This is a genomic window from Thiovibrio frasassiensis, from assembly GCF_029607905.1.
Classification (GTDB): domain Bacteria; phylum Desulfobacterota; class Desulfobulbia; order Desulfobulbales; family Desulfurivibrionaceae; genus Thiovibrio; species Thiovibrio frasassiensis.
Window position 1 is genome coordinate 1,778,675 of the sequence record NZ_JAPHEH010000001.1, and the last position, 16,702, is coordinate 1,795,376.

At 56.2% G+C, this 16,702-nt stretch carries 14 protein-coding genes; 1 reads left to right on the forward strand and 13 read right to left on the reverse strand.

Annotation, left to right across the window (positions count from 1 at the left end; all coding sequences use genetic code 11):
• Positions 1-18: 18 nt before the first annotated feature.
• The 13 genes from OLX77_RS08435 to OLX77_RS08495 form a co-directional block, all read right to left on the reverse strand.
• The gene (locus OLX77_RS08435; protein ID WP_307633153.1) at positions 19-1,212 is read right to left on the reverse strand and encodes a GAK system CofD-like protein; all 1,194 of its coding nucleotides are present in this window, start codon (positions 1,210-1,212) and stop codon (positions 19-21) included.
• Between the two features lie 22 nt (positions 1,213-1,234).
• Positions 1,235-2,323 (reverse strand): HprK-related kinase B, encoded by a 1,089-nt coding sequence (locus OLX77_RS08440; protein ID WP_307633154.1) that lies wholly within the window; start codon positions 2,321-2,323, stop codon positions 1,235-1,237.
• Positions 2,320-3,195: a GAK system ATP-grasp enzyme gene (locus OLX77_RS08445; RefSeq protein ID WP_307633155.1), complete on the reverse strand. Its 876-nt coding sequence runs from the start codon at positions 3,193-3,195 to the stop codon at positions 2,320-2,322. The genes OLX77_RS08440 and OLX77_RS08445 overlap by 4 nt, the downstream gene beginning before the upstream one ends.
• Before the next feature lie 23 nt (positions 3,196-3,218).
• Positions 3,219-4,868 (reverse strand): PhoU domain-containing protein, encoded by a 1,650-nt coding sequence (locus OLX77_RS08450; RefSeq protein WP_307633156.1) that lies wholly within the window; start codon positions 4,866-4,868, stop codon positions 3,219-3,221.
• 13 nt (positions 4,869-4,881) lie between these two features.
• Complete coding sequence (locus OLX77_RS08455; protein WP_307633157.1) at positions 4,882-5,154, reverse strand: amphi-Trp domain-containing protein; 273 nt, start codon at positions 5,152-5,154, stop codon at positions 4,882-4,884.
• 64 nt (positions 5,155-5,218) lie between these two features.
• On the reverse strand, positions 5,219-6,385 hold the full coding sequence (locus tag OLX77_RS08460; RefSeq protein ID WP_307633158.1) for a hypothetical protein: 1,167 nt from the start codon (positions 6,383-6,385) through the stop codon (positions 5,219-5,221).
• A gap of 105 nt (positions 6,386-6,490) precedes the next feature.
• Positions 6,491-7,006, reverse strand: a complete 516-nt coding sequence (locus tag OLX77_RS08465; RefSeq protein WP_307633159.1) for a GAK system XXXCH domain-containing protein — start codon at positions 7,004-7,006, stop codon at positions 6,491-6,493.
• A 604-nt stretch (positions 7,007-7,610) separates the two neighbouring features.
• Positions 7,611-8,312 (reverse strand): response regulator, encoded by a 702-nt coding sequence (locus OLX77_RS08470; protein WP_307633160.1) that lies wholly within the window; start codon positions 8,310-8,312, stop codon positions 7,611-7,613.
• 28 nt (positions 8,313-8,340) lie between these two features.
• Positions 8,341-9,024, reverse strand: coding sequence for a phosphate signaling complex protein PhoU (gene phoU, locus OLX77_RS08475; RefSeq protein WP_307633161.1), 684 nt, complete (start codon positions 9,022-9,024; stop codon positions 8,341-8,343).
• Positions 9,025-9,220: 196 nt separating this feature from the next.
• Positions 9,221-10,009 carry a phosphate ABC transporter ATP-binding protein PstB gene (gene pstB, locus OLX77_RS08480; RefSeq protein ID WP_307633162.1) on the reverse strand — a complete coding sequence of 263 codons (789 nt, stop codon included), beginning with the start codon at positions 10,007-10,009 and terminating at the stop codon, positions 9,221-9,223.
• A gap of 12 nt (positions 10,010-10,021) precedes the next feature.
• Positions 10,022-11,614: a phosphate ABC transporter permease PstA gene (gene pstA, locus OLX77_RS08485; protein WP_307633163.1), complete on the reverse strand. Its 1,593-nt coding sequence runs from the start codon at positions 11,612-11,614 to the stop codon at positions 10,022-10,024.
• Positions 11,615-11,632: 18 nt separating this feature from the next.
• Positions 11,633-13,855, reverse strand: a complete 2,223-nt coding sequence (locus OLX77_RS08490) for an ABC transporter permease subunit (RefSeq protein WP_307633164.1) — start codon at positions 13,853-13,855, stop codon at positions 11,633-11,635.
• Between the two features lie 133 nt (positions 13,856-13,988).
• Positions 13,989-14,981, reverse strand: a complete 993-nt coding sequence (locus tag OLX77_RS08495; RefSeq protein ID WP_371877505.1) for a PstS family phosphate ABC transporter substrate-binding protein — start codon at positions 14,979-14,981, stop codon at positions 13,989-13,991.
• A 342-nt stretch (positions 14,982-15,323) separates the two neighbouring features.
• On the opposite strand from OLX77_RS08495, the gene OLX77_RS08500 reads away from it, so the two are divergent.
• Positions 15,324-16,580, forward strand: a complete 1,257-nt coding sequence (locus OLX77_RS08500) for a putative porin (protein ID WP_307633166.1) — start codon at positions 15,324-15,326, stop codon at positions 16,578-16,580.
• The last annotated feature ends 122 nt before the right edge of the window (positions 16,581-16,702 follow it).

The following is a 16,702-nucleotide window of genomic DNA, read 5'->3' on the forward strand; positions in this document are numbered from 1 at the left end:
CCTTCGGCCATGATTTGCTTACGAGAGCGAGAGCAGCAGGGGAACCAGCAGCTTGGGCTCACAGTAAGGGGTACTTTCCTCACTGACCAGCGGACAGTCAAGCAACTGAATTCCCATGTCCATAAGCCTGTTTGGATCGACTTCCCCGGAGTAGCCACCATTTTTTGAGTCAACCAGGACACAGTTCAGGACCTGATGGGTGGGAATTTTGGGATTGTTTTTCTTCAGATAGCGCAGCAGGGTTTCGATTTGCTCCATGAGACTCAGGCCAACAGTCTCCGGGTCTTGGCCCATGCTGGGAATATATATTTTCGGGCAGACGTTTTTTTGAATAGCCTCGGTTACTCCCTCCGGCAACAGGCTGGCAATAACGCTGGAGTAAAAGCTGCCCATGGGGTAGCAGATCAGTTGGGCGGAGTTGATCAGCTTGGTGAGCTTGTTGCGGACCCTTGGCCAAACTTCGCCCTTGGAGGTGGGTGAGGTGGTCATGGTCAGAAAAAGGTGGCGGATCTTGTTCTGCAGGGGAGGGACCTCCTTGCCGGTCAGCAGGTGCTGTCCCACCACAACCTGGCCGTTGTCAAGTAGCGCCCCTAGGTGGAGATACCGGTTGAGTACCGGTCGGACCGTGCCCCTGGCCTCAACCAGTTTCGAAAAGAGGAAAATCACCGAATCAAGGTGGTGACCGTTGTCCAGATACCCGGCGGTGAGCACCAGATTGCCGATACTGGCCCCGAGCAGGTTAAAGCCTTGCGGCATGCGGGCAAGGAAGATCTTCAGGTATTGGCGGACAATCTTGCGCAAGGGATCGGGGATGGCCGATACCAACCGATGCCGACCCGCCGCCATGGTTTGCAGCTCCGCGAGAAGCGTTTCGTTTTTCGCCTCCGTCGGAAAACGGTAGACAAAGAGCCGATACATTTCCGGGTTGCCCTGCACGCTCTGATCGGCCAGGTCCATGAGCCGAGCTCGGATGTCGCCGATGGAGGGCATGGAAAACGCTTGCCTGAGGGTGGCTGAGCTGCCGCCGGAGTCGACTGCGGTCATGATGTGGCAGGAGTTGTGGGTGTAGTGGATCAGTTCCCGGCTCACCCCGCGCAGGGCACTGCCGCCGCTGAAGAAGAGCAGGCGCGGTCCCAGCTCCGGGGTGCGTCGGTAAAGTTCCACCCTGACCGGGTCGGGCAGGGTTATCTCTCTTTCTACCTTGATTTTCATCCGGTGAACTCAGGTCCAGCCTTCAGTGGTCGCTGGCTTCGCTCAGGATACCGAGACAGGCATCACAGGCCCGGTCGAAATCGACTCCGCCACTGACTTCAAATACCCGCGTTTTTTCGAGGCGGTTCAGATACGCTTCTTCGGAATGGTCTATCTCCTCACCATCTTCCGGCAGGAAAAAAAGGCCGGTGGATTTCATGAAGGCGGGCAAGAGATCCCGTCGCTGGCGGATGTCCACCTCACGAACCACCGTGGTCGCCTGGCCTCGCTGCCAGTTAAGGATCACCAACCCTTCCATGGGTGCGGCCAGGGCGAATCGACCAAGGCCAAAGCAGTGGTCGAGGAAGACATCGTACTTATGCTCCAGGCTCCAAAGCTCTTCCGGGCTGAGGTTGCGGAAACGTTCCCGCTCCTGCGGCGCAATCACTTCGATCAGGTCCGGGTTATTGAGTGCCGTGCCGGGGTTGATGCGAGGAAGTTTGGCCACCCCGTACATGAAAAGTCCCGGGCCATCCTCCCGGATCATCACCCGGTCATTGCTGATAAAGTCCGTCCCCCGGCTCATCAGGTGCAAGGCCAGAGTGGATTTGCCCATGCCTGAAAAACCGGCCAGGGCAAGGCCCCGGCCATGCAGGACAACACCGGCGGCATGGCCCAGCAGGCAACCCTGGCGGAGCTTCCAGCTGATGAAGCGATTGTTGATGAAGTTGATCACCTGGTTGGTGTTGGCCAGACAGGGTCCGACGGCCAGGCTGTCGTCGCCGCCGAAGGCGAAGACCATGCCGGTGAGGCGTTTGCGCACCAGGCGGCCGTCGGCCAGATCGACAAACTCCTCCTTGATCTTGCTCTTGCCCGGGTCCGGCTCCTTGCTCATGAAGATATGCGGGAGCTCAGGCGGCGGGGCTTCATGGGCGGTGAGCAGCATGTCCACCGTGGTGTCCTCCGAGAGAAAATCACTGAAGTATTCGCGCAGGTTGTAGGCCAGTTCGGGTGAATTGGTCTGCACCCCGATCCGGCAGTCATCAAAAGCGAGAATCAACTGGGCAACAGAAGGAAAAGCAGCGCGGATGCGCCGTACCAGTTGTTGGCGGTTCATGAGCATCGTGTTCATGCCATTATCCTCCCGCAGACATAGTCCGCATAATGTCGGGCCGCATTGATGCCGCAGGCCTCTTGAATGCCGCGGAAACCCCCGAAGGCGGAGACCTCGAACACCATCGGTCCGTCGGCTGTTTCCACCACATCGACGCAGGTGAAATCCAGGCCAAAGGGGGCCTGGGCCTTGTGGGCCAGAGCGATGATCTCTTGCGACGGTTCGTGGGGCTGATACTTGCCCCCGGAGGCGGTGGTGGTGTTCCAGGCATCGTTGCGGACGGTGCGGGCGTAGGTGGTGAGGTATTGACCACCCAGGAATACCACGCCGAGGTCGCGGCCATTCAGTTCGATCTTTTTTTGGATGTACATGATCCGATGTTCGGCTTTATGTCGTTCGATAATTGCTCGGGCCTCAGGGCCGGGCTGCAATACGAACATTCCCCGTGCCTTGGTGGAGTAAAGCGGCTTGAAGACCGCTTCGCCATAGGTCGTAACTGCGTCCAAGGCTGCATCGACATCCTCGGTGATGGTCAGCGGCGGCATGGGAATTCCGGTGAGCTGCAGGGTGATGGTGCAGGAGAGCCGGTCCAGCACCCGGATAATGCTCATGGGTTTGGAAAAGATCGGCATTCCCTGTTCGGCGAGAAAGCGGAAAACCTCCAAGCGGTCGAGCAGGTCTGGTGAGTAGCTCCTGCCGATTTTTTTGATGATCAGGCCGTCCAGAGAGTTGAGTTCAACCTCGCCGAACATGGCCCGGCCCGAGGGGAGGTCAAGTCGTACCGAGCTCGGGTCCACCAGTAAGCGGAAGCCGGTGCGTTCCGCCACCGAATCGGCGAGTTTCTCCGATGACCAGCCGCCAGGAATGCCAATTACGCCAATTTTTTTCAAGGAAACCCCTCTTTTTAAAAATATCAGTAGTACATGATGCCCGAAGGCAGAGAAAAGGTCTGCCATGGTTTGTCCTGATGCGCCAGAACCTTTTCCAGGAGAAAATGGGAGCGCAGGAACATCTCGTTGGCAAAATCGTTGTTCAGCTCAAAACGGGTGGAGGTGTAAAATGAGCGGGCCAGGGCAAGAGCCATACGCAACTCGAAGGTTTCATCGCCCTGCTCAACGGCGAAGTTCTTTGCCATCTGGTACATGCCCTTGGTGAACCAGTTGAGTCTTTCGCGCAGGTGCTCCTGAAATACCGGTTGTCTGAAGTTAGAGGCAATAAACACCGAAACATCCTGGATGTAGTCTGCCTCGCGGGAGCGGTAGAGATCGATAAACTGGATGCGCTCGCGCTCGGCATTGTAAATGATATTGTTGACATTAAAATCGCCGTGAATGAAGACGGAGAAGGGGGCTGCCAGTTCCTCTTCGATCTTGCGGCACTTTGCCAGCAGCTCGTCGGTGGCCATGACCTCCGAGGAACCGATGTCCTGGCTGGCCCGATGGAAGTCGGGATGCACACTGAGCACGCTGTGCATTCTGGCCATGATTTGCGGGATGAAGTTGGCCTTGATCGGGGTCGTTTTTTTGGTCCGGGTCCATATCTCCAGAACGGTGGCGTGCAGCAGCATGCAGACGGTGTGCAGTTCGTCGGGGTCACCCTTGAGGATAATGGCTTCGAGGGTTCGTCCGGGGAGAAACTCCACCAGCAGGGAGGCGGTCTCCTCCGATTCCTGATAGCTGAACAGCCTGGGGGTCAGGTCGGGGAAGATCTCGTTCCACCGCTCCAGGTTCTTCTTCTCGGTCAGAATCTTTTCCCGATTGCCCTCCTTGAAGATGCTGCTCTGCGTCTGAGGGGCGAGAAAGGGCAGGCCGCCATTCCCCTGAACCTTACTGATGCGGCAGCCGGAGCGGCTACCCAGGATGGAGGAAAACTCCACCTCGGCAAGGCTGGTGCGCAGTCCCGATTTGCTGAGGGTTTCCTCAAGGGCCTGGAACTGTTCGATTTTGATCTTCTCGCCCAGGATGGAAAGGAGCAGTGCCTCGCCGATATTGAGCAACGAATCGCCCATCCGCTCCAGGTACCGGAAGATGAACAGCACCGTGATCAGGTTTTCAATCTCCTTGCCCCTCCGCAGCTCCTCCATGATCTTGTCAAAGTTTTCCTTGTAGATGACATCGATCTGGTTCTCGGCCCGGCAAATGGCAAGGGCCTGGCCCATGTCCCCCTTTTCGAGGACCGGGATGACCACCTGCAGGTGTTCGGCAAGAATATCGAAAATCTGCTGATAATCGAAGTGCTGGAGAATCGCATGTTTGTTGAGGTAGTGGAGTTGATCCGCAGCGCTGACGCAGAAGTCGCCGATGCGTTCCAGGTTGACGCAGATGGTGTGGGTTGCCTGAATGCGGTCCCTCTCCCGTTGGCTGATGGTCTTGGCCTCGCCCAAGGTGGTGAAGCAACGGTTTTCGATCACCGTTTTCAGGTTGTCGATGTAGTCGTCCCGGCTGTTGATCTGCTGGAAAGCGGCTGCATCGCCGTTTTGCAGGAAATCGAGGGTGTCGTCGAGCTGACGGGCAACCTCAACAACCATAAAACTGAGATTTTCTTTGAGTGCGGCGGTCAGCATGGTTCAGGTGCCATCATGACTCGATGCTCATGGTGGAGGAGCGCTGGTCTTTGATGACAGGCTTGATCTCCGACCATGATAATTTGATGGAAAGTTTGTTGATCCCATCCTTCTTCTTTGCCTGGACCGAAAATTTCATCAGATCATCCACCCGCATAACCATCTTCTCGCCGTTGGACTTGAGGATGATGCGCCCCTTTTCGATGGAGTCGGTCAAGGAGACGAGATAGGTCTTGATGGAATCTGCGTCCTGCAGTGATTCGTAATCAAATTTTTTCGTGGACATGCTCATACCTCGAATGATTTAGTGGTCCGGTAAAATTCTCAACAGTTACAAGTACAAGCGCAGGTCAACCCGCCAATCTCGCCCTGTATTCTTGCATCACGTCGCGTTTGTCCATGTGGGCCACCACCAGTTTTTTGCGGATGGCCAGGTCGCTCCAGGGTGGCTGCACCCCGATCTCCCGGTTAACCTTGAGGTGGTTTCGCTCGTGGGGCGGCCGGGTCTTCTCGCTCATGTGGGTGTCATCCCCCATGAAAACCAGCAGCCGCTTCTGTGACAGACTAGCCTCACGATTCTTCCGGTTGAGCACGGTGATGAGAAAATCAGTGTACTCCCAGGACTGCGGGTTCCAGACCTCATAGCCATCCACGTCATAGTCGGCCAGGAGAATGGGCCAAAACTGCTCCGGATGGGGGATAACCACTCCTGCCCCCAGACCGCGGGCTTCCTCGATGATCTCCGAGGTGCGATAGAAAAATTTGGGGGAAAAATTCCGCTTGACGATCTCCTTGACCGCCTTCAGAAAGGCTTGGGCACGGTTGATGGCCGTATCACCGTATTCCGGGCGCAGGGTGTTGAAGAAGTCGCGCAGCAGTTTGTTCTTGATGCTGTCCTGCGGCACCTGATCCAGGTGCTGCTCCAGCAATTTATTGAGCTTTTTCACATAGATGCGGACAAATCCGACCAGCTCCGCATCGGCTCCGGTTTCTCCGGCGGCCTCATCGAGCCGCTCTTCCACCGGGTTGATGATGGTGTGGATAAAGTCAAAAAGCTGGGAAGAGCGGTAATTCCGGGTATGGGCCAGCTGCGCCTTGAGAACCCCGGCCCGCTCAAGCCTGCTCGTTTCGAGGTGAAGCAGCAACTGCACCTTGCGGTTGAATCCCCGGGAGTAGCAGTCCACCTCGACCCCGCTGTAATCACCGTAGCTCATTAAAATATTGTGCTGGGTAGGGATGATCAGCTCATCCTTCCGGTTTGGGAAGGTGGCGCTGATACGTTGCTCAATCAGCTCCATGGGTACGAATTCGGGATGCCAATGGAGGGCCATGATCCCCTGCTGCCGGGGATAGACCGTTTCCGGGGTCAGAACCTGCCGGATCTGTTCGGGGGTCAGTTCGGTCGATGTAATGGCAAAAAACCGCTGCTCATCGCTCTCGGTGATCTCTTCCGGAATCAAATCCGGCAGGTCGTGGGGAACCATTTCCGATCTATGTTTTGGCTTGACCAGTTTCATGGATGATGCCTGCTCCGTGGCTTGGGCTGTACCGAAACCGCAAAAAAAATCCACGGCGCCGGCTGGTATCACCTGCAAAATTATACCAAAGACCCGTTATTGGAATTATTTGTGCTGATCATGGCAGAGTTTCTTCATGGCCTTGAGCTCGGCGTATTTTTCCTGCATGGCCACAAGGTCACTATTCTCGCAGGTCACGTTGAGCTGGACACAGAGCTTGGCGTATTGGTCATAGTGCTCGTCGCCGTGGCCCGGGTAAGCCACCATGAGCTCCGAATCGGCAATGAACAAATCGATCTCACCTTTCTCGGGCATGATGCCCTGCTTGAGTGCATCGCCCATGGACTTAAAACACTTGTCCATCCGCTTCTTCACCGTTTTGTACTTGGGCTTGCAGTCGGGTTCCGTCTCTTCGCAGGATCCCTCGCCGCAACCTGTCCCGGCCACGACAGTCTTCACCTTGGCCTTCATGTGGACCTGGTCGCCCTCTCGCTTCAGTTCAAGCTTCATCTTTTTGAAGTCATCGAAGGCAAGGTCAAATTCCTTTAACTCATCCATGTTGCCGTGTTCGATCTCTTGGGCCAGGGCGCGAAGGAAATCTGCAGCATTTTTGGAGGACATCACTTTCTCGAATTTCAGCTCTTTGCCGGACATGATTTGTTCCCCTTATTGTGAGTGGATGATGGCGAGGCGCTTAATGCGCTGAATTTTCTAGGATACTATCCGGCTGATGCGAGGAATCGGTTAGGTGTGCGTTAGTTTTTCGTTGAGAAGGAGAGGATAAGCGGAAGGACAGGAATAGGGGATGAGCATTAAAAAGGGGGCAGCAAGGCACGACTTTTTGAGAAAAAACTTTGGGGCCAGAATGAAGAGGATTTCTTATGGCAGATACACAAAAAATAACCTGCGCGAGAACCACCTTTGGCCATAATTTTCAACAGAGCTCAGGGTCGTGAAGATGTGCAACCCCTTGGGTGGGCGCGGGTTAGCATGGACAAAAATACAGAGCGTATTAGCGTAAAATCAGAGCTCGAAAGAAATCTTTCTGGTTTTTCTGGTCAGCTGTCTGTGGAGAGAAGAGGACGGTCTTTCGGCTTGGCAGGGCAGGTCTATCAAGATGAGGCGACGGGAGGTACCTCTGGATATGGTTGGACGGATTCAACAAAAAGAAATTGCCGCAGCCGTCACCCGGAAGCAACAGCCCTGAATTGCCTTTAGGGTCACTTTACCCTTGCATCCGGTAGCCGATGCCGCGCACGGTTTCGATGTATTTGCCTGCCTCGCCCAGTTTTTTTCTCAGTCCGAAGACCTGCACGTCCACGGCCCGGGGAGTGATGACATAGTCATAGCCTCTGACCCCGTCGATGATCTGCTGGCGGTTGAAGACCCAGCCCGGCCGTCTGGCCAGGAGTTCCAAGATGGAAAATTCGGTAACCGTCAGGGCGATGGCCTCCTCCCCCACCAGAACCTCATAGCGGTTAGGATCGATGGTGATTCCGTGGATGGCAAGGGGGCCGTTTTTCTTGGCTCCCCCACTCTCCTCGCTCAGGCCTTCCTTGCGGCGCAGGGCAGCCTTGATCCGGGAGATGAGGATCTTCGGGCTGAAGGGCTTGGTGATATAATCGTCCGCCCCGAGATCGAGGCCCGCGGCCATGTCGTTTTCTTCGCTTTTGGCGGTCAGCATGACAATGGGCAGGTTCTTGGTCTTCGGGTCCTTGCGTACCAGCTTGCAGACCTCAAAGCCGCTCAAGCCCGGGAGCATGAGGTCCAGCACGATCAGCTCCGGCTTTTCCCGCTTGATGACGCTGAGTGCCTGTTCGCCGTTGTCGGCATAGACCACGTGGAATCCGGCCTTGGCCAGGTTGTAGCCCACCAGCTGCTGGATGTTTTCATCGTCTTCCACGACAAGGATGGTTTCTCTCGCCATTATCTCTCTCCTGACAGTTCGCGTGGGGCTATCGTGTTATATGATGGCGGACAATCTTGCCCTGCGCCATATAAATAATGTCTTCGCAGATATTGGTGCAGTGATCGGCGATGCGTTCGAGGCTTCTGGCCACGCTGATCAGCTTGGCCAGATAGACGTGCTGGCTGGGATCGCGCATGATGATCTCCTCCATCTGGGTGCGGATCGCGCCTTTTTCCCGATCCACCTCGTCATCCTCCAGGCAGACCCGGTAGGCGAGATCGGTGTCTTCGTTGACAAAGGCATCCATGGTATTGTGAAACATCCAGACGGTTTTTTCAAACATGGCGTTGAACATCTCCGGAATCTGCATGGCGTCTGAGGCAAACTTGACCGGATCGATGGCATGGAGCAGGAGCACCTTGTCGGCGATCTTGGCCGCCAGGTCGCCGATGCGTTCCAGGTCGTTGTTGATTTTGAGCACCGTGACGATGAAGCGCAGGTCTCCGGCCACGGGTTGATGCAGGGCGAGGAGACGCAGGCAATCCTCCTCAACATTGATCTCGAAGGTGTCGATTTCATCCTTGTCCCGTTCAATAACCTCACGGGCCATATCGGGATCTTTTCCCCACAGCGCTTTGACGGATTTCTGCATGTTTTCCTGCACCGCCGTGCCGAGATAGACGATCTGATTCTTAAGTTTTTCGATTTCTGTCTGAATATTTTTAGCCATGAAGTTTCTCCTTATTATTCCTTGATGTGGCCTCAGGCCGTCACTTTGTTTCCGCGCTTTTCGTAACCGTAGTGCCGCAGATGCGCGAAAGAGGCCTGTCCGCCATACACCCTGTTATGCGGACCATGCCGATGACAGCTAAGCGAGCACAGCGAGACTGCGAAGCAGATGCGGTGCTACTGGATGGTTCAGTGGTTCAACCGAACCGGCCGGTGATATAATCCTCGGTTTCTTTTTTCTCGGGCATGGTGAACAGGGTCTGGGTCGGCCCGTATTCGATGAGCTCCCCGAGATACATGTATGCCGTGTAGTCGGAGATCCGCGCCGCCTGCTGCATGTTGTGGGTGACGATGATAATGGTGTATTCCCCCCGCAATTCGCGGATGAGATCCTCGATCCGGGAGGTGGAGCGCGGGTCCAGGGCCGAGCAGGGCTCATCCATGAGAATGATCTCCGGGCTTACGGCAATGGCCCTGGCGATGCAAAGCCGCTGCATCTGGCCGCCGGAAAGGCCCATGGCAGACTGGTGCAGCCGGTCCTTGACCTCGTCCCAGAGGGCCGCTTTTTTCAGGCATTTTTCCGCAGCCTCGTCGAGCAGGGTGCGGTCCTGAATGCCGGCGATCCGCAAGCCGTAAACGATGTTCTCGTAAATGGACTTGGGGAAGGGGTTCCATTTCTGGAAGACCATCCCGACCTTGCGCCGCAGCTCGATCACATCAAGGGAGGGATCGTTGATGTTTTCCCCGTTGATTTTGATGGATCCCTCAAGATGCAAGCCGTCGACCAGATCGTTCATCCGGTTGATGCAGCGGATCAGGGTGGATTTGCCGCAGCCGGAGGGGCCGATCAGGGCGGTGACCTGCTGGCCTGGAATCCCGAAGCTCAGATCCTTGAGCGCCTGGCTCGTGCCATAATAGAGGTTCAGGTTTTCGACCTCGACCTGGGGATTGTCGATACGGATTATGGCGGTGTCATTTGTTTGCATTGTTTCTCCTTATCACACATCAACCACGGAGTGGCGTTGTCGCATTTTGTTGCGCAGATAGATGGCCGTGCTGGTCATGGCCAACACGATCAGGATCAGCAGCAGGGTGGTGACATACACCATGGGCTTGGCCGCTTCCACGTTGGGGGACTGGAAGCCGATGTCGTAGATGTGAAATCCCAAATGCATGAATTTCCGGTCCAGATGCAGATAGGGAAATACTCCGTCCAGGGGCAGAGCCGGGGCGAGTTTGACCACCCCGGTGATCATCAGGGGTGCAACCTCGCCGGCGGCCCGGGCCATGGCCAGGATAAAGCCGGTGAGGATGCCGGGCGAGGCCATGGGCAGCAAAATTCGGGTCAGGGTCTGGAGTTTGGTGGCGGCCAGGGCCTGAGAACCTTCCCGGATGCCGGGGGGAATCGAGCCCAAGGCCTCTTCCGTCGCGACGATAACCACCGGCACGGTGAGCAGCCCCAGGGTGAGGCTGGTCCAGAGGATGCCGCCGGTGCCGAAAGTCGGGGTGGGCAGCCGTTCGGGGAAAAACAGCTGGTCAATGCCGCCGCCGATCCCGTAGATGAAAAAACCCAGGCCGAAGATGCCGTAAACGATGGAGGGGATGCCGGCCAGGTTGTTGACGGCGATGCGGACCATCTTCACCAGCCAGCCCTCCCTGGCGTATTCGCGCAGATAGATACCGGCCAGCACCCCCAGCGGAAAGGAGAGGATACTCATGAGAAAGATCAGCATGATGGTGCCGAAGATCGCCGGAAACAAACCGCCCTCGGTGTTTGACTCCCGCGGGTCGTCGAAGAAGAGTTCCCGCAGCCGCTCCAGGTAATAGGTGCATTTGGCGAGAAACGACATGGAGTTTGGCTGGTAGCTGCGGACAATGTTCACCAGGGCGATGGTCTGTGGCCGACCATTGGCATCGGTGAAGATCGCCTGGTTGGTGGAAAGGGCCCTGGCTTTATCGCTGAGAATGGAGACCAGTTCCTCAAACTCGGTTTTGAGTCCGTGCTTTTCGCCTTTCAGGGCGGCCAGGGCCGGGGTGTTTTCTTCCTTGTTATAGCGGGCCTTGGCCAACCGGTGGTCAATCAGTTCTACCCGCCGGTTGAGGTTGGCTATTTTCTTGCCCAGGAGGTTGACCTCTTTCTTCCGAGAATCCAGGGCAGCAATGGTTTGTCCCAAACTGTTCGAACCTGTGGCGGGGGGCGCGATGCCGTGGACTTCGAATTCGCTGAGGTATCCGTAAAAATTGCCGAATTCCAACCGTTCCAGGACATAGATATTTTCCGGATAGCTGAGGCTGGTAATCTCGCTGGAATCAACCCATTTGAAGTCAAGGCCGTACAGGTCCCTGTTGCCGATCTTGAACTGAAGCCGCTTCTTTTCCGTGTGGGGAATGATTTCTTCCTGGACAATCTCTCCGAGGAGATGGCGGCCGTCGCTCAACGTTGCCAGGGCGACTTTTTTCGGCCAGAAAACCGCAAGGCCGTTGGCCAGCACCACATAGAAGAGCAGCAGGGTCAAGAAAAGGATCAGGGAAAGGGCAAGGCCAGTGGCCCAGACAAATGGCTCTCCCTGCCGCCAGAATTTTTTGTTCATGGTCTTTGCTCCAAAATATTAATAGCGGCCGTATTTTTTACGGAGTCGTTCGCGGATAAGCTCCGCCCCGGTGTTTACCAGAAAGGTCAGGGCGAAAAGCATGGAGGCGCAGAGGAAAAGCACCCGGTACAGGGTGCCGCCCATGGGCGCTTCCGGGATTTCCACCGCAATGTTGGCGGAGAGCGTCCGCATGCCGTTGAAGATGGACCAGTCCAGAATGGGCGTGTTGCCGGTGGCCATGAGCACAATCATGGTTTCCCCCACCGCCCGGCCAAAGCCGATCATGATTGCGGCAAAGATCCCGGGGCTGGCCGAGGGCAGCACCACCCGCCAGATCGTCTGCCAGCGGCTGGCCCCCAAGGCCAGGGAGGCGGCGGTCAGGCTGGGGGGGATGTTGGAAATGGCGTCCTCGGTGATGGAAAAGATAATGGGGATTACGGCGATGCCGAGGCCGAAGGCAATGATGATGCAGTTGCGCTGGTCATAGCGCATACCCAAATCGTTATACAGCCATTGCTTGAAGTTGCCGGCAAAGAGCAGCGGCTCAACGGTGGGGGCGATCCCCATGGCCAGGGCTGTTGCCAGGAGGATGACCGGCGCCAACATCAGAAATTCATACCCGTTGCAGAAGTTCTGTAGGGTCGGGGTTTTGTAAAAAGGTCTGAGTGCGGCCATGATTCCCACGAAGATCAGGGGCAGGAGAATCACGGTCAGGATCACCGAGAGGATGGCTTTTTCCACGATGGGCGCCAGCCAGAGGGCGATGAGGAAGCCGATGACCACCGAGGGGATCGAGGCCATGATCTCCACCACCGGCTTGACGGTCTTTTTGAAGGTGGCGGTGCTGAACTGGCTGGTGTAGACCGCACCGAAGATGGCGAGCGGCACGGCAAAGATCATGGCGTACAAGGTTCCCTTGATGGTGCCGAAAAGCAACGGCACCAAGCTGAATTTTGCTTCAAAATCATCGGAGCCGGATGAGGATTGCCAGACATATTCCGGCTTGTCGTAGCTTTCGTACCAAACCTTGCCGAACAGGGTTTTCAGGCTGATCTCCGGGTGGGGGGCATCGATTTGCCAAACGGTAAGGGAGTTGTCCGGCCCGAGGCCGATCAGGCCGTTGCCCTGGCCGGAAATGCCCACCATAAGCATGGGGGGGGCAAGGTCCAGCAGATGGTTTTCGCTGGTCATATGGTCAAAATGGGTTTTGCCGTCGGCTCCGACGCTGACCAGGGACTTGGAGCGGCGGCTTGGGATGATGCGTTCCACTGGCGATTGATGTCCGGTCAGGGTATGGGTTTTGCGGAGTCTTTGTGTCCGGTCCTTTCCTGTCCCGGTCCAGATCTGACTCCAGGTGACCAGGCCGCCTTCGGCGTCGCCCACGGCCACGGAGATATCGCCAAAGACCATGGCCAGGGCGGTGACGGCCTTATTGTCCGGCACGGCCACCACATTGTCGGTGCGGGTGGCGGTTGCATTTTCCCGGAGGTCCCAGCGCAAGAGGCTGCCGGTGTCGGTGCCGGCAAACAGGGTGGCGCCTTTTTCATCGACGGTGAAGGCGGTGATCTTGCCCGGCATCTCCTCCGCGATGAGAAAAGAAAAATTCTCTTTCGTTTCATTGTCCAGCAAATCGGTGGTGACAACTTCCTGATCTATCTGGAATCGGTTGTCGGCCAGAAGGGCCACTTCAGTCAGGCGTCCTTCGTGGACGCGGATCGCTACGCTCTTGACCTGAGCCGGATAGGTTCGGGCCGGATACTCTCCGAGCTGGCTGATCTCGGGCTGGATGGTTCTTTGCCCGTTTGCGGCATAGAGCGAGCGGAAATCGACCCTTGAAACGCTTACGCTGTTGTCCTCCCAAAGGAGGGCAAAAATGTTGTTCTTGGTGTCCTCGATGGAAAGCACCTTCGCCGTACGGGTTGAGGCGGGAAGGGTGCTAAAAGTTTTTCCGGAGGCGAGGTCGTAAAAGGAAAACATGCCGGTATCGTTAAGGGTGAATCCCACCTCCTGGGTATTGTCCATGCCCACGGCAAGAACCGGGGCGAGGGCTGAGCCGACTTGGAGGCGGTGCGTAATCTTGGCGCTGGCCGGCTGGAAAAGCGGCAGGGTCACCCGGACGATCAGAACCAGAATGGCGATGACGCTGGCAATGACCAGCAACCCGCCAAGGGTGATGGCTCGCGTGGCAAGACGGTCTTGCCTGCGGACTTTTTTGATGAACTGTTTGTCGAGCTTCTGCATGGGGTGGTCCTTGAAGTCCTGGGGGCGTGCCGCGGGAAGGTTCTACCGAGAAGCCCCCGGGAAGGCGCCAGCTTGCAAGCTTGGCCTTGCCGGGGGTGGGAGGTAAACTGTCCCGGCCAAGGCCGGGGAGGAGTTACTTGAGCTTTGCCAGCTCTTTTTCGAGGACACTGTCGGGCAGGGGCAGGAATCCGTCTTTTATCACGATCTCCTGGCCGGCCTTGGAAAGGATATACTTGAGGAACTCGGCGGTCTGGGTGGGCAAAGGCTTGTTCGGCGCTTTGGCCACATAGATGAACAGAGTCCTGGAGAGCGGATAACTGCCGCTCAAGACGTTCTCGTAATTGGCCTCCTGGGCTTTTTCCCCGGTTTTCTTGCTCAGGGCGATGGCCTTAACCCCGGAGGTCTTATAGCCGATGCCGGAGTAGCCGATGCCGTTGCGATCCTCGGTGATCCCCATGACCACCGAAGCGGAGCCGGGCTGTTCCTTGACGGTATCCTTATAGTCGCCTTTGAACAGGGCATGTTCCTTGAAATATCCGTAGGTGCCGGAGGCGGAGTTACGGCCGTAGATGCTGATCGGCGACTGCTGCCAAGGGCCGGTAAGGCCAAGCTGCCCCCAGGTGGTGATCTCTTCGGCCATCCCGCCCTTGCGGTTTTTGGAGAAGACCGCATCAACCTGTTGCAGGCTCATTTCCTTGATCGGGTTGTCCTTATTGACAAAGACCGCCAAGGAGTCGAAGGCCACGCCGATCTTGGTCGGAGCGTAGCCGTATTTCTTGGTGAAGGCATCAATCTCTTCGGACTTCATGGGCCGGGACATGGGGCCGAGCTGGGAGGTGCCGGAAATGAGGGCCGGGGGAGCAGTGCTTGAGCCCTTGCCTTCGATCTGGATGCGGACATTGGGATATTCCTTGCGGAAGCCTTCTGCCCAATAGGTCATCAGATTGTTCAAGGTGTCTGAACCGATACTGTCGAGATTGCCGGAAACCCCGCTTACTTTTTTATAGACCGGGGTTTTCGGATCCACGGTAATGGGATTGGCAAAAGCGGCTGTGGCGGCTACTGCGACCAGACAGCCTGCCAGGGCAGCCTTGGTAAGTGATCTGGTCAAAAAACCTTTTTGCATCGTCATGTTTGTCTCTCCTTAAAGTGAAGTTACAGATGGCTTATGCCTGTTTGTGACATGCTCGGTGAATCTGTCCCACAATATGCCGCCCAATTGTTAGTTTTTTATTAGGGTTTTATTAGGAGATGAACAGAAGATGATTCTTGGCAAAGCCGAGTTTTCAGCACTTTTTCTCTAATCTTCTTTTAACCCGCTTTTAATCAAATGATGATTCCCCTCTAATATTTCCCCGTTAGGCTCTCCGTAACATTTGGATGCGGCGATGGTTGGACTTTTGTTTCCTTCCATTTCCCTATGTTAGGGAACAATCTTTATAAACAGTACGGAGAAAGGAGAAACACCATGAGGAAGGTATTATCAGCGGCAGCAGCACTGGGCGTTTGTCTTGCCCTGCCCGCGGCGGCAATGGCGGGCGCAGGCGTAACCGATGAGCAGATCTTGAAGGATTTGGAGTACCTGCGTAACAAGGTCGCCGCTCAACAGGAGCACATCGAGGCTCTGGAAGGCAAGCAGGATTCGAAAGGCAAGGTTGCCCTGGCCAATGAGTTTATCGATCAGTTGACCCTCAAAGGCGACCTGCGGGTGCGGTATGAGAAGCGCGATAAGGATTATAAAGATGGGCAGGGCAGCGATGCTTCCCGTGACCGTTGGCGGACCCGTTTTCGCCTGGGCGGCATTTGGGACAACAAGGCCGAGAACTGGCAGGTCGGCGCCGGGCTGGCCACTGGCAGTGATGATCCGACCAGCACCAACGACACCTGGAGCGAATCCAAAACATTTGAAACCGGCGATATCCGTCTGGATTACGCCTATGCCAAGCACAAGTGGAACGATTTTGCCTTCACCCTTGGCCAGGCTGAAAACCCCTACAAGAGTTCCTGGGTTTTCTGGGACGGCGATGTGCGTCTCTCCGGTCTGACCGCTCAGTACGGTCAGAAGGATGGCATCTTCGCCACCCTGGGCGGCTACGGCGCCAAGCTGGTGAACGACGACAACACCGCCACCCTGGTGGCCGGGCAGGCCGGGTACAAGGGCAAGGTAGGTAGTGCCAAGTATACCCTGGCCGCGGGCTACCAGACCTACAGCAAATCCCTGATCAACGAAGGCAACGCTGCTTTTGAACTGGATAGGGTCGATGAGGACAAGTATGAACTCAACATCGGCGACCTGTACGGCGATGTCTCCTTCCCGGTCGGCGATGTCAAGCTCAAGCTTTACGGTCAGATCTGGCAGAACTTCGGCGCGGACGGAGAGATCGGCGAGAGTCAGGCCGAGGATTTTACCAAGAAGCCGGGCGATGCCGACATGGGCTGGGTATTCGGCGCCGATGCCAAATATAACTCCTTCAAGCTCGGCTACGCCTATTCGGTGGTCGAGGCCGATTCGCTCTTCGGCTACCTTTCCGACTCCGATTTCGGCGACGGCCTGAATGCCTCCAAGACCAACAAGAAGGGGCACCGGGTACAGCTTGGCTACGATATCAGCAAGAATTGGGGCACAAGCCTTACCTGGTTGAGCTTTGAGCCCAACGAGGAGAGTGTCAACTATACGGTTGACCAGGTGGATATCTATCAGTTCGACGTAAGCTATAAGTTCTAAAGGGATTCTGCTCCTCCCCGAAGCGGTGTAACCCGCCCTGCCTCTCCTCCCAGGGGCAGGGCGGTCTTACCCCGAAAATAACGGAGCTGTATCGGAAAACGAAAGACTCTGCAGTACCTGTA